Annotated in this window: 15 protein-coding genes; 1 reads left to right on the top strand and 14 read right to left on the bottom strand. The window is 31.2% G+C overall.

Going from position 1 to position 13,189, the window contains the following annotated elements:
- Window position 1 precedes the first annotated feature (1 nt).
- The 4 genes from HMPREF0520_RS01445 to HMPREF0520_RS01430 all read right to left on the bottom strand — a co-directional run bounded on the left by HMPREF0520_RS01445 (window position 2) and on the right by HMPREF0520_RS01430 (window position 4,155).
- A complete protein-coding gene (locus tag HMPREF0520_RS01445; RefSeq protein ID WP_006730900.1) occupies window positions 2-1,798 on the bottom strand; it encodes an ABC transporter ATP-binding protein in 1,797 nt (598 codons plus the stop codon).
- Window positions 1,788-3,554, bottom strand: coding sequence for an ABC transporter ATP-binding protein (locus HMPREF0520_RS01440; protein ID WP_006729125.1), 1,767 nt, complete (start codon window positions 3,552-3,554; stop codon window positions 1,788-1,790). Before HMPREF0520_RS01440 ends, HMPREF0520_RS01445 begins: the two co-directional genes overlap by 11 nt.
- A 74-nt stretch (window positions 3,555-3,628) precedes the next feature.
- A complete protein-coding gene (locus HMPREF0520_RS01435) occupies window positions 3,629-3,844 on the bottom strand; it encodes a YneF family protein (protein ID WP_006730997.1) in 216 nt (71 codons plus the stop codon).
- Window positions 3,845-3,909: 65 nt separating this feature from the next.
- Window positions 3,910-4,155: a DUF896 domain-containing protein gene (locus HMPREF0520_RS01430; RefSeq protein WP_006729123.1), complete on the bottom strand. Its 246-nt coding sequence runs from the start codon at window positions 4,153-4,155 to the stop codon at window positions 3,910-3,912.
- A gap of 123 nt (window positions 4,156-4,278) precedes the next feature.
- Between HMPREF0520_RS01430 and HMPREF0520_RS01425 the strand changes: the two genes are divergently transcribed.
- Window positions 4,279-4,863, top strand: coding sequence for a LexA family protein (locus tag HMPREF0520_RS01425; protein ID WP_006729122.1), 585 nt, complete (start codon window positions 4,279-4,281; stop codon window positions 4,861-4,863).
- A 44-nt stretch (window positions 4,864-4,907) separates the two neighbouring features.
- Here the strand turns inward: HMPREF0520_RS01425 and HMPREF0520_RS01420 are convergent, their stop codons facing one another.
- The 10 genes from HMPREF0520_RS01420 to HMPREF0520_RS01375 form a co-directional block, all read right to left on the bottom strand.
- Window positions 4,908-5,690, bottom strand: coding sequence for a hypothetical protein (locus HMPREF0520_RS01420; RefSeq protein ID WP_006729121.1), 783 nt, complete (start codon window positions 5,688-5,690; stop codon window positions 4,908-4,910).
- A 137-nt stretch (window positions 5,691-5,827) separates the two neighbouring features.
- Window positions 5,828-6,178: a 50S ribosomal protein L19 gene (gene rplS, locus HMPREF0520_RS01415; RefSeq protein WP_006730924.1), complete on the bottom strand. Its 351-nt coding sequence runs from the start codon at window positions 6,176-6,178 to the stop codon at window positions 5,828-5,830.
- Window positions 6,179-6,296: 118 nt separating this feature from the next.
- Window positions 6,297-7,013: a tRNA (guanosine(37)-N1)-methyltransferase TrmD gene (gene trmD / locus HMPREF0520_RS01410; protein ID WP_006729119.1), complete on the bottom strand. Its 717-nt coding sequence runs from the start codon at window positions 7,011-7,013 to the stop codon at window positions 6,297-6,299.
- A complete protein-coding gene (gene rimM / locus HMPREF0520_RS01405; RefSeq protein ID WP_006729118.1) occupies window positions 7,003-7,524 on the bottom strand; it encodes a ribosome maturation factor RimM in 522 nt (173 codons plus the stop codon). The genes trmD and rimM overlap by 11 nt, the downstream gene beginning before the upstream one ends.
- A gap of 55 nt (window positions 7,525-7,579) precedes the next feature.
- A complete protein-coding gene (gene rpsP / locus HMPREF0520_RS01400; protein ID WP_006729117.1) occupies window positions 7,580-7,852 on the bottom strand; it encodes a 30S ribosomal protein S16 in 273 nt (90 codons plus the stop codon).
- A 90-nt stretch (window positions 7,853-7,942) separates the two neighbouring features.
- On the bottom strand, window positions 7,943-9,370 hold the full coding sequence (gene ffh / locus HMPREF0520_RS01395; protein WP_006729116.1) for a signal recognition particle protein: 1,428 nt from the start codon (window positions 9,368-9,370) through the stop codon (window positions 7,943-7,945).
- Between the two features lies 1 nt (window position 9,371).
- Window positions 9,372-9,713, bottom strand: coding sequence for a YlxM family DNA-binding protein (gene ylxM, locus HMPREF0520_RS01390; RefSeq protein ID WP_006730955.1), 342 nt, complete (start codon window positions 9,711-9,713; stop codon window positions 9,372-9,374).
- A 104-nt stretch (window positions 9,714-9,817) separates the two neighbouring features.
- Window positions 9,818-11,497, bottom strand: a complete 1,680-nt coding sequence (gene recN / locus HMPREF0520_RS01385) for a DNA repair protein RecN (protein WP_006729114.1) — start codon at window positions 11,495-11,497, stop codon at window positions 9,818-9,820.
- Between the two features lie 12 nt (window positions 11,498-11,509).
- Complete coding sequence (locus tag HMPREF0520_RS01380) at window positions 11,510-12,322, bottom strand: TlyA family RNA methyltransferase (protein WP_006729113.1); 813 nt, start codon at window positions 12,320-12,322, stop codon at window positions 11,510-11,512.
- Window positions 12,322-13,188, bottom strand: a complete 867-nt coding sequence (locus tag HMPREF0520_RS01375) for a polyprenyl synthetase family protein (RefSeq protein WP_006729112.1) — start codon at window positions 13,186-13,188, stop codon at window positions 12,322-12,324. The genes HMPREF0520_RS01380 and HMPREF0520_RS01375 overlap by 1 nt, the downstream gene beginning before the upstream one ends.
- Window position 13,189: the final 1 nt, after the last annotated feature.

The raw sequence follows: 13,189 nt of genomic DNA, 5'->3' as shown, positions 1-13,189 counted from the left end.
TTTAGTTTTCACTATTAGTTTGTAGCGTATATAGGTCGTAGTAATAACCTTTTTTAGCCAACAAACTTTCATGCGTACCACTTTCAATAATACGTCCCTTATCTAAAACGATAATTTTATCAGCATTAGCAATCGTCGATAAACGGTGAGCAATAGCCAAAGTTGTTCGACCTTGTCTTAATTTATCTAATCCTTGCTGAATTAAAGTTTCTGTTTCAGTATCAACATTGGCTGTAGCTTCATCTAAAACTAAAATTTTAGGATTAGTTACTAAAGTTCTAGCAAAAGAAATAAGTTGTTTTTGTCCTTGACTTAATCCTTCGCCGCCTTCTAATACTCTAGTTTTATAACCATCTGCCATCTTTTGAATAAAGCCATCTGCTTGAACATTCTTGGCAGCATTAACTAATTCTTTATCAGTAATATCTTTATTATAAAGTCTGATATTAGATGCTATATCACCATAAAACATAAATGGTTCTTGCAACACAAGTCCTATTTTTTTACATAATTCACTCTTAGAATAATTTTTAATATCTACACCATCTATCAAAATTTGACCTTGATAGAATTCATAAAATCTAAGCATAACATTGATGATGGAACTCTTACCTGAACCGGTATGACCAACAATACCTAAGGTTTTACCTGGATCAATACTAAAGGAAATATCATGTAAAATTTCATTTTTTCCATCGTATGAAAAACTAACATGTTTAAATTCTACTTTACCGTTAAAAATTATATTATCATCTTTAGCATTTGCTGACTGCTTAGGCTCCAATTCGGGATTATCAAGTAAAGCAAAGATTCTTTTACCTGCAACAATACCATCTTGAAATAATGTCATAGTATCCATAACCATTGCTATCGGATTAAAAAATGTAGCTATATATTGTGAGAATGCATAAACTACACCAGCAGGGATAAAGGTTTCACGCAAAGGATAACCAAAATATAGTAATGATGCTATTAAAGCCAAAGAATATAACAAACTAGTTAAAGGTGATAAAAGAAATGCATTTAATAAAATCATTCTTTGACGTGTTTTCATCAATGCTATATTCTTTTTTTCAAATAATGACATCATTCTCTTTTCTTGCTTAAATTGTTGAATAAGAGATACACCTTCAATAGCTTCATTCAAATTAGTATTAATATCACTTAGATATTCTCTAAACTTACGATATAATCTGGAACTATTTCTTGAATAAAACCAAATAATAAACAGCAAAATTGGTAAAAATGCTAAAACGATTAAAGAAGCTGGCTTATTTGTGCAATACATTGCTACAAAGGATGTTACCAAGGAAAAAATTCCGATAACTGCACTGGCCCAAACTGATAAGAAACGACTTAAAGTCATAGTATCATTGGTAATTCTAGAAACTATCGAACCAGCTGGAGTTTGGTCAAAATATCTCATACCTAAACTGTGCATTTTCTTGTATAAACAGCGACGCACATTCTCAAGAGTCTTTTCTGACCCAACGGCATAAAAGTATTCATAGATAAATTGAATGATCGCTTTCATGATTGTTCCCATCGCAAAAAGCAATGCAAAAAATAGAATTAGCTTTAATGCAGGGTGTGATTTAATCAAATATTTATCAATAAAATACTGCAATACAAATGGTAACAACATATTAATAACACTGACTAAAAAAGCACCAACTAATGCTAATATCATTTCTAGCTTATAAGGTCTAACAAAGTATAACAATCTAACAAATATTTTTAACTGCTCTTTAACGGGTATCGAATGTGCCCAGATAGATTCTTGCTTGTTATTCGTCAATATTTTCACCTACCTTACTCTGTAATTCTTGCCGCTCCCACATTTTTGCATACCAACCTTTTTGCTTAAGTAATTCATCATGTACACCTTGTTCAACAATTTGGCCATGCTTTAAAACCAAAATCAAATCAGCATCCATCACGGAACTTAATTTATGAGAAGCAATTAATGCTGTTTTATCATGCATTTCAGCTTTCAAATTATGCAAGATAATTCCTTCAGTTTTAGCATCAACAGCTGAAAGTGCATCATCTAAAATTAAAACGCGACTGTCTTTTAGCAATGCTCGAGCTATCGACATTCTTTGTCTTTGACCACCTGAAAGTGAAACGCCTTTTTCACCAACAATTGTTTCATACTGTTCTGGCATAGCCATAATATCATCATGTAGTCCTGCTTTTTTGGCAGCAGCTTGTATCTCATCCATCGTTGCATATGGATTAGAAAATGCAATATTTCCAGCTATAGTAGTTGAAAAGAGAAAATTTTTTTGAGGAACATAAGAAATTGCTTCTAATAATTCTTTCAAAGGAATTTTTTGAATATTTTCTCCACCAAACTTGATATTTCCAGCGTAATTATCATATTCACGTAATAATAATTTGATCAATGTAGTTTTACCAGCTCCTACTTTACCTACCAACCCTAAAGTTTGACCTGGTTTCAGCGTAAAATGAATATTTTTTAAAATATTGTGATCAACATCATCTGGATATGCAAAGGAATCAATATTAAATTCTAAATCTGAATGTAAATCTTGAATATTCAACAGAGAATCAGCATTTTTATCAGTAATTAAAGGTTTTTGCACCAATAATTTTTCAATACGATCATAGCTTGCAGAACCACGCTCTAAAATGTTAAACAAATATCCGATAGCAAACATTGGCCAAACCATGTTACTTATATATGCAACAAAAGAAACCAATTGACCAACAGTAATTGACTGATTATTAACCAAAATACTGCCATAAATAATAGCAATAACATATGTTAACCCAATTAATAAACTACCCAACGGGTCAAACATTGATTGCCATTTAAAAACTTGTTTATTAATACAGATGGTTTCATCAACCATTTTATTAAAAGAATTAGTATCTTGTTTAGCTTGGCCAAAAGTTTTCAATACTTTAATCCCAGATACTGACTCTTGAGTCTTATTATTTAATTTGGAAAAGGCAGCTTGTGATTTATCATAAGCTACATATAGTTTGTCGCCAAAATACCTAGCAAAAATAGCTAATAATGGCATGGGAAGTAATGCAATTAGCGTTAATCTAAGATCCACAAACAAGATCATTGCCACTGCTGTACAACCACCCAAAGTAATAGCATCTACTACCGTTAAAATACCATCTCCTGCTACCTCTTGAACAGCCATAACATCATTAGTAGCATGAGCCATTAAATCACCTGTTCGATTATTTTGAAAAAACGTTCTATCCATTTTCATAAAATGAGCAAATAATTTAGCTCTTAACTCTTTTTCTAAAATCGTAGCTCCTCCCCAAATCAGACTTCTCCAGAGCAGCCTTAAAACATACAGTGATAATGCAGCAACTAATATTAATCCGGTATATTTAAAATAGCTAAACCAGGTTATTTGTTTTTTATTCAACTGGTCAGCCATTAATCCCAATATTCTAGGTGGAACCAAATTAGCTAAGGATGTCAACATTAGCATAGCAATTCCAAAAATATATCTTTTCTTGTGCTGTTTAAAAAACCACCCTAACTTTTGATAAATTCCCATATAAATTCCTCATGATTAAGTATAAAAAAATGAATAAGAACATAATTCTTATTCTATAAATATTATATATAAATTTAGCGTTGACTATGTTTCATCATATTCATTACTTGATTTAGCTTCTTAGCAGAAGGTTTCTGTCCCATTTGTGACATCATAGCTGCAATCATATCTTCACTAATAGGTGGATTTTCCTTAAAATATTTTTTCATATATAATCTTGCACCATAAAAACCCGCAGCTAATCCAACTAAAAAAGCAACAATAATTAAAATAATCCAAATATAATTCATATCCATCACTCCTAAATTAACATTCCTATATTATACTAAAAAAAAATCCAATTGAAAAGTTTTATTTAATCTTTTCTTAAGCCTTTCTTTCGCTGTACAGCTTTGGCTTTTTCCGATGTAACTTCATTGCCTTTTTCATCCACAAAAACAATATCCTCTATTTGTTGCTTAAAACCTGCTCTGAAATTAGCTAAAAACTGTAAGCGAAGTTTTTTTTGCTCCTTTATTTCTAATTCAGTCAATTTTCTTTGTTTACTCAAATGATAAAGTTCATTAATACGTTTAACTAATTTCTCATCTGCCTCGTTCAAATCAATTACCTCACTTATGTTATGTATTTCACATTAAATCGTCAAACAATAAAAGTATAACATATTTTTTATTTACTAACTAAAGTATTGTTGTTAGAATATCCTTAATCAAGGAGAGTCATCATGGAATTAACTAATGATAAAAATAAACAACTAGCAATACTAAGTTTCATTTACAATTATATATCAAAAAATAATTTTCCACCCACAGTAAGAGAAATATGTGATGGCATTGGATTATCCTCAACAGCTACAGTACATGGTCATTTATTGCGTTTAGAAAAAAAAGGATGGATAGTCAGAAATGCAGCTAAGCCTCGTGCTATTGAAATTACTCAATTAGGTAATAAAAAATTAAATCTTGATTCTAAAGCCATTCCTCTAGTTAAAAATATTCGTTCAAAAAAACCATATTTTGCCAAAAGCGATATCATAGACCAGTTTCCTATGCTACCTAATTTACAAAATTACGATAACCAATTACTAATATGGCAATATCCCGATACTTCTTTAAACGAGTTGCAAATTATGAACAATGATATGTTAATTATTCATTTAAAAAATAAGGAAATTAATATTAATGATATAATCGTATATGCAAACAGCTTTGATAAAATAAAACTTGCCAAATTAGACCACCATTTCAAATCTAAGCACATAAAAATATTAGGCACTGTAGTGGGCATATATAGAAACTTAACTAATTAAAAAAATGTTGTATAAGGTATAAAAACTCATACAACATTTTTTATTTATTCAAGACTGGATAACATTTTTAATGCAGTCGTAAGACTATGTGTATCTAACTGATAATATTTATCATTAAGTTGCCACTTAAATACGTTATTCAAAGAGCCTTTGCTTTTTCCAGCGGTTATATAAATGGTAGACTTACCTGTCGTCTTTGGTAATCCATACTTTTCTATTAAATTCAATAATTTTAAAGCAGGTTTTTCAGCAGATTGATTCATTATAGAACTAGCATGTACGATAATAGACCAATTTCCCTTAACGAAATGTAAATATTGTTGACCAGCACCAGCATCAACAGCAGCAGTAATACTGTCATTCAATTTTATTTGACGTAATCCAGCATCATCCTTAGCATCTCGATATCCAATCAATTTATCCATTTTCTCATTAGTCATATTTGATCTCATTGTCAAAATTGCATAAGGTAGCTCTTTTTTTAAAATTTCATCATTAAATTTCTGCTTAGACTCACCAACACTATAATATACAACGCTCTGATCAGGATTATTTTCAAATCTCATATTAAGGTTAGAACTACCTTGTTTAAGACCATCATCCTGTGGTAAAAGAATACCAGATGTTACACTTTTTATTTTTTTATTAAAGAATATCAATCTAGAATTTTCTTTTTTATTATTTGCTTCAACTACTTTTTTATTAACCTTTGTTGAAGAATTATTATGAGCCTTTACATTAATTGCACTACGATCATCTTGCTTAGTACAACCAGATAACATTAAAGCTAGCATTAAAGTGCCAACGAACAATTTTTTCTTATTCATAACTGTTCTCCTATTCTAATTATCCATAAGTGTATATTATCATAATTAAACAATATCAGATATATATATTTAAATAAAAAAGCATCGGAAAAATACAATCCAATGCTTTCTTAGTCATAAATATGACTTAATATATATTATCCACGACGTTTCTCAGCAATTCTTGCTGCCTTACCATGACGATCACGTAAGTAGTAAAGCTTAGCACGACGTACACGACCATGACGTAGAACTTCTACTTCAGCAACACGTGGATCATTCACAGGAAAAGTACGTTCAACACCTACACCTGACGCAATCTTACGTACAGTATATGTAGCACTAATGCCCGCACCTTTCTTCTTGATTACGACACCTTCAAACATCTGTATACGTTCGTGTGTACCTTCAACAATACGTACATGAACTCTAACAGTATCTCCTGCACGAAATTCAGGAATATCAGTACGAAGTTGTTCTTTTGTTAATTCTGCAATTAATGGATCCATGAATATCTCTCCTTCTACGGCATTCATACACATACATGTCAGCGGAACACCCATAACTCGTGGCTAAAACCACATCGATAATTGTAACAAATCTCAAAAAAAATGTAAATAACTATATTTAAGATTCACGTTTTATTTCCTCTAATAGTTTTTGCTCCTGTGCTGTTAATACCCTATAAGCTAACATATCAGGTCTCTTTTTATATGTCATTCTCAATGCCTCTTTCAATCTCCATTCTGCTATCTTTTGATGATTACCTGACATTAATACTTCAGGGACCTTTTTACCTTCAAAATCAGCAGGTCTAGTATATTGAGGATACTCCAACAAGCCATGTGAAAATGATTCATCCACTGGAGATGCTGCATTGCCTAAAACACCTGGTAACAAACGAACTGTTGCATCAATCATGCTCATAGTTGGCAATTCACCACCAGTTAAAACAAAATCTCCTATTGAAACAATTTCATCTACAAAATCATAGATTCGATAATCAAAGCCCTCATAATGGCCACAAATAAAAGTTAAATTATCCTCTTGTGCCCATTCTCGTGCCATTTCCTGATTAAAAGTTTTCCCTTGTGGTGCAGTAATAATAACTTTTCCTTTGTTTTCAATGGTATCCAAGGCCTTTTTTATAGGCATAATTTGTAAAACCATACCAGCACCACCACCATAGGGACTATCATCTACATGATGATGAATATCTGAAGTAAAGTCACGAAAATTTATTAAATTTAAATTCCATTTTTTGTCTTCAAGTCCACGCCCTAACATTGATTGTTGGACTGGTGCAAACATATCCGGAAATAAAGTTAATACATTAATTTTCATCTCTTAATCCTTCTAACAAAATTACCTCAATTTTTTTATTGACAAGATCAACTTGCTTAACGACAGATGAAATATTAGGTATCCAAAATATTTTTCCTTTGCTAGGCGTTATTTCCCATATATCATTAGCTCCTGGCATTTCAATATCAGTCAATATACCTATTTTTCTTTTGGTTTCATAATCAAATACATCAAGACCAATCAATTGATGTATATAATATGAACCTTTCGGTAAATCAGTTTGATCTTCATCAGAGACATAAAGATTTTTATTAACAATTCTATTTGCTTCGTCGATATCATTAATCTGTAAAAATTTAACTAAATATGCTTGTTTATGAAATCTAGCAGTTTCTACTGTCATTTTTACTTTTTGATCTCCAGCACTGATATATAAACTACTATTGGGGCAAAAACGCTGCTGGGGAAAATCTGTTTCTGCTTTGACTTTAACTTCACCCTTTAAGCCGTGAGTATTAATTATTTTGCCAACAAAATAATATTCTGTCATTAAATTAACTCCATAAATAAAATAGTTTGAGAAATCAATCCCAAACTATCAATAATTACTTATTATATTTTGCTTCGTGATATTTCTTCATCAAGCCAGCTTTTGAAAGCAAACTTCTTACAGTATCTGAAGGTTGGGCACCTTTTTGAAGCCAAGCAAATACTTTTTCTTCATCAAGTTTAACACTATCAGTATCTGAAAGTGGATTATAAAAACCAACTTCCTCAATAAAACGACCATCACGTGGCATACGTGAATCAGCAACAACTAAACGATAAAAAGGCTTTCTTTTTGAGCCCATACGACGCATACGTATCTTAACTGACATTAGTAAATTTCCTCCTAAATATTTTGCTTAATTAGTATACCACAAAATAAAAATGTCTGTAAAGCTTTTTTACTTAACAGCTAAAAAATATTATGAATGGAACCTTTTTATCTTTTTCAGACGTTTTTGTTTATTCTTTTTAAAATTCTTACTCATCGATTTCATTGCCATTTTAGCCATAGGAGTATCCATTCCAGGTAGATTACTTAATCCTTTAAAATTACCCGATGTTACCTTTTGCATCATATCCTTAGCCTGCTTAAATTGCTTAATCATGCGATTAACTTCTACAACAGATAATCCACATCCTCCAGCAATTCTACGTCTCCTAGAAGGATTCAACAGATCTGGATCCTCTCTCTCAGCTGGTGTCATCGAGTACACTATAGCTTTAGTATGTGCGATTTGCTTATCAGGTACTTTAAAATTTTTCAATGCTGGATTATTAGCCATACCTGGTATCATCTTAATTATTTGATCTAATGGTCCCATTTTTTGCATTTGATCCATTTGATCAACAAAATCATTAAAATCAAAGGTATTTTCACGCATTTTTTGAGCAACTTTTTCTGCTTCTTTAGCGTCAAAATCCTGCTGAGCCTTTTCAATCAGACTCAACATATCACCCATACCTAAAATTCTTGAAGCCATTCTATCAGGATGAAATGTATCAAGTTCTGTTAACTTCTCTCCTTGACCAGTAAACAAAATCGGCAATCCTGTAACTTCTCTAATAGATAATGCTGCACCACCACGTGTGTCACCATCAAGTTTTGTCAAAATCAAACCAGTCAATTTTAATTTTGAATTAAATCCTTCAGCAACTGTTGCAGCAACTTGACCTGTCATTGCATCAGCAACCAATATGATATTTTCAGGATGAGCTACATCAACAATATTTTTTAACTCATCCATCAACTGATCATCAATTTCTAAACGTCCAGCCGTATCAATAATGACATAATCATTATGATTTCTATCTGCTTGCATCAATCCATTTTCAACAATAGCTACTACATCTGTATTATTTTCACTATAAACTGGAACATCTAAAGATGCACCGATTGTCTTTAATTGATCAATAGCAGCTGGTCTATATATATCACCAGCAATTAAAAGTGGCCTTGCTTTTTTATTTTTAATTAAATAATTAGCTAATTTTCCTACTGTAGTAGTTTTACCAGTTCCTTGCAAACCAACCATCATAATTATAGTAGGTATATGCTTCGCCTCAATAATAGATGCAGTATCACTACCCATCATTTTTGTTAACTCATCATTAACTATTTTTATAATTTGTTGACCAGGATTTAAGCTCTCTTGAACTTCTTTTCCTAAAGCTTCAGCCTTAATAGTTTTAATAAATTTTTTGACTACTTTAAAATTAACATCTGCTTCTAACAATGCTAATCTAATTTCTCTAGACGCTTGATTGATATCATTTTCAGAAATTTTACCTTTACCAGTAAGTTTTCTTAATGCTTTTTGCAATTTTTCACTTAAATTTTCAAAAGCCATATTATTCTCCCTTTAATCTACTTAGCATTACTTCTATTACTGATTGTGTTGCTACATAGTCATTAACATTTAAACTATCTATACACTTTTGCAATGATTGTTCAAAAAAATCATAATCACTTTTCATACGCAACTTTGTTTCAAAATTGTTCAATAATTTGCATGAACGTTTTAAATTATCAAAAACGGCTTGCCTGCTCACTCCATGATTATCTGCTATTTCACCTAAAGACAAATCACTATAATAATAATCTTCAAAATAATCTTGCTGTCTTTTAGTTAAAAGCTTTCCATAAAAACCATACAAATTAGAATATAATTCATTTTTTTGCAATTCATTCAATTTTCTCACCTATAACTTAGTATATCAAAATTAACTTTAAAGAAGATAGTTGTCTGATAAGCAATTAATAACTTTTGAATAAAAAAGATATATTAACATATCAGTTATTCATTATGTAACTTAGTAATAAGTTCTAAAGCATTTTGCTTAGAAATCTCAGTAATATCTTTGCCAGCCATCATTTTAGCAATAGTAATTACTGTTTCGTCTTTATTTAAAGAAAGAGCTTTGGTAAATGTTTCACCATCTTTAACTATCTTGCTTATAGCAAAATGATGATCACTTGCTGCAGCAACTTGAGGTGAATGTGTAATAGCTATCACTTGTTTTGCTAAGCCTATCTTATGCATTTTTTTACCTATTGCCGCAGCAACTCTACCAGACACACCAGTATCTATTTCATCAAAAATCATTGTTCCAACAGGTTCACTTTCACTAAAAATGGCCTTTAAAGCTAATAACAAACGTGATTGTTCTCCTCCTGAAACTATTCTGACCAACGGATGTAAATCATCCCCTGGATTCGTAGCTATCATAAAAGCAACTTTATCTAAACCAAATTTATTAAAAGTATTACATGGCTCTATTTTGATGACAAATCGTGCTTTATCCATATATAAACTAGATAATTCCTGCTTTATTTTTTTCTCCAAAATTTTAGCATTATTTTTCCTAGCTTGCGTTAATTCGTCGGCATAAGTCATCAATTTTGCTTGCAAAGATTGCAAATCTTTATTCAACTTTTCTTCATCAAAATATTGATTATCAAATTGATTAATTTCACGTTGTATATTGTCGTAGAATATGAAAACATCTTTTAAAGTTGGTCCATACTTTTTCTTCAGTGTATTTAACAAGTTGATTCGCTCTGTTAAATATGCATAATGTTCACTATCAAATTCCAAATTATCGATAATCGAGGTCAACTCTTCATGTGCATCTTCTAAAGCATACACTCCATCATTAAATGTTTTTTCAAAATTTGAAAATTGTACACTATATCCAGCTAACTCACTAGCCGTTTTTTGACCGTCATCTAGCAATGTAGATAATCCCTGTTCATCTTCATACAATTGCATGAAATAATTTGCAGCAGTCATAATTTTTTGATAATTAGTTAATTGACGATATTCATCATCAACTCTTTCATCTTCTTTTTCATCCGTTAAATTGGCTGCCTTTAACTCATTAAGCTGATATTCCAAAATATCATGTTTTTGAGCAATTTCTTGAGCATTCTTTCTAATTGCAGAAAGTCTTTGCTTAATTTCTTGCCATTTAGCATATATTTTTTGATATTGACTCAAGCTCTCTTTGAAATCATTATTAGCATAATTATCCAATAAATTAATATGTAAATCTTGATCCATCAAAATTTGCATATCTCTTTGACCGTGTATATCAACTAAATATTGGCTAAGATTTTTCAAAACATTAATAGTAGTAATTTGCCCATTAATTCTAACAATACTTCTACCTTTAATCGATAATTCTCTACAAATAACTAGTTGATTATCATCTAAGGGGATCCCAGCTTCAATACACATATCTATCAATACTTTATTTGTATCATCTACACTAAATAATCCTGTAATTATTGCTTTGGATTCACCAGAACGTATCATATCTATTTGAGCTCTTGATCCTAAAAGTAATGATAGAGCATCTATAATGATTGATTTACCTGCACCTGTTTCACCTATTAAAACTGTCATATTTTCTTTAAATGATACTTTTAATGACTTAATCACAGCAAAATTTTGGATATCCAATTCAACAAGCATATTAATAATCTCCTATAAATCAGCAACTGCAGCTAGAACTAATTTTTCAATATCACCTTGCCACAAATTCTCACCTAAATGATTTAAGTCTTTACGCAGATGAATTAAAAACTCAATATTACCTTTTCCACCTTTAATTGGCGAATAATCTAAATTAATCACATTGAACCCAATCTTTTGAGCTTCTAAAATAGTATGTTCAATGACATTACAATGAACGCAGTGATCATGGACTATCCCATTTTTTCCTACATTTTCTGGTCCTGCTTCAAATTGCGGTTTTATTAAACAGACTGCATCACAATTATTTTTTAAAATTTCGAACATTGGCTTCATAATTAAATCTAAGGATATGAAAGAAACATCAGTCATCGCAAAATCAGGTAATCCTTCTGTAAAATCAGCTGGAGTACTATATCTAAAATTCTGTTTTTCCATCACAATTACTTGTGGATTATCACGCAATTTCCATGAAAGTTGGTTATAACCTACATCTAGTGCATAAACTAATTTTGCATGATTTTGAAGTGCCACATCAGTAAAGCCACCAGTTGAAGCACCTATATCCAAACAGACTTTATCTGTTAAATCAATATTAAATACATTTAATGCCTTTTCCAGTTTATATCCGCCACGAGAAACATATTTTCTACTATCCTTTTTGACATAAAATACTTCATTTATTGGAAACTTTTCGCCACTTTTATCAATTCTTTGATGATTATGATCAGATATAAGTCCTGCCATAATTGCACGCTGTGCCTCAGTTCTTGAATAAAATAGACCTTGTTCAAATAATAAAACATCTGCACGTTTTTTTTCCATTATAATGCCTTTCGATACAAATCAAAAAAATCACTCAACAATTGATTATCTATATCTTTAATAGCTACCTTACCACGGGCAATTAGGTCAGATAATTCCGCTTGACTTTTCTCTAATCCCAGCATAGTCAATGTGTTATTTTTGCCATTATCTGCGTCCTTATGCGTCTTTTTCCCTGCTTGTACTGAAGTTTGCATTATATCTACAATATCGTCATAAATTTGATAAGCTCTGCCAAAAGCCTCCGCAAAATGCAGTAAATTCATTTGCACTTTATCACTACTATTGGCATATTTAGCAGCCATTTGCACACTAGCTACAATCAAACAACCAGTTTTCAAAAATTCCATTTTATCAATAAAAGTTTCATTACGCTTATACGATAAATTATTAGTAGAATCTATATCCATATATTGGCCACCAGCCATACCATTAGGTCCTATGGCCCTAGTAATAACTTTTATTAGTTCATAAGAATTGCTAGCCTCTGCTATCCATTGAATTCCTAAAGGCAATAAAGCATCCCCAGCTAAAATTGCTTCAGCTTCTCCCCATTTTTTATGTGATGTTAACTTACCTCGACGATAATCATCATTATCCATCGCAGGCAAATCATCGTGAATTAAAGAATAAGTATGAATTAGCTCTATTCCACACGCAATCTTTATTTCTTTTTCAGATATAGGGTGAGATAAGATCTCTAATGTAGCCAAAAATAATAGTGGTCTTAATCTTTTACCACCAGCCAAGACTGAATATGACATAATCTCACTAAATTTATGATCATTAATTGTGCACTCTAGTTGCTCTTTCAAAAAACTATTAATTTGTGGAAGATATAGTTCAGAAAAATCAGTTAATTTCATG

The organism is Lactobacillus iners DSM 13335, from assembly GCF_000160875.1.
GTDB classification, from domain to species: domain Bacteria; phylum Bacillota; class Bacilli; order Lactobacillales; family Lactobacillaceae; genus Lactobacillus; species Lactobacillus iners.
Note: the sequence above shows the minus strand (reverse complement) of the source record. Positions and strands in the feature narration are given on the sequence as shown.

Bases quoted from the DNA above. Each gene is read 5' to 3' on its own strand.
- ffh (WP_006729116.1), bottom strand. From the start codon at position 9,370: ATGGCTTTTGAAAATTTAAGTGAAAAATTGCAAAAAGCATTAAGAAAA.
- HMPREF0520_RS01375 (WP_006729112.1), bottom strand. From the start codon at position 13,188: ATGAAATTAACTGATTTTTCTGAACTATATCTTCCACAAATTAATAGT.
- HMPREF0520_RS01425 (WP_006729122.1), top strand. From the start codon at position 4,279: ATGGAATTAACTAATGATAAAAATAAACAACTAGCAATACTAAGTTTC.
- HMPREF0520_RS01380 (WP_006729113.1), bottom strand. From the start codon at position 12,322: ATGGAAAAAAAACGTGCAGATGTTTTATTATTTGAACAAGGTCTATTT.
- recN (WP_006729114.1), bottom strand. From the start codon at position 11,497: ATGCTTGTTGAATTGGATATCCAAAATTTTGCTGTGATTAAGTCATTA.
- rplS (WP_006730924.1), bottom strand. From the start codon at position 6,178: ATGGATCCATTAATTGCAGAATTAACAAAAGAACAACTTCGTACTGAT.
- trmD (WP_006729119.1), bottom strand. From the start codon at position 7,013: ATGAAAATTAATGTATTAACTTTATTTCCGGATATGTTTGCACCAGTC.
- HMPREF0520_RS01420 (WP_006729121.1), bottom strand. From the start codon at position 5,690: ATGAATAAGAAAAAATTGTTCGTTGGCACTTTAATGCTAGCTTTAATG.
- rpsP (WP_006729117.1), bottom strand. From the start codon at position 7,852: ATGTCAGTTAAGATACGTATGCGTCGTATGGGCTCAAAAAGAAAGCCT.
- rimM (WP_006729118.1), bottom strand. From the start codon at position 7,524: ATGACAGAATATTATTTTGTTGGCAAAATAATTAATACTCACGGCTTA.
- HMPREF0520_RS01435 (WP_006730997.1), bottom strand. From the start codon at position 3,844: ATGAATTATATTTGGATTATTTTAATTATTGTTGCTTTTTTAGTTGGA.
- HMPREF0520_RS01440 (WP_006729125.1), bottom strand. From the start codon at position 3,554: ATGGGAATTTATCAAAAGTTAGGGTGGTTTTTTAAACAGCACAAGAAA.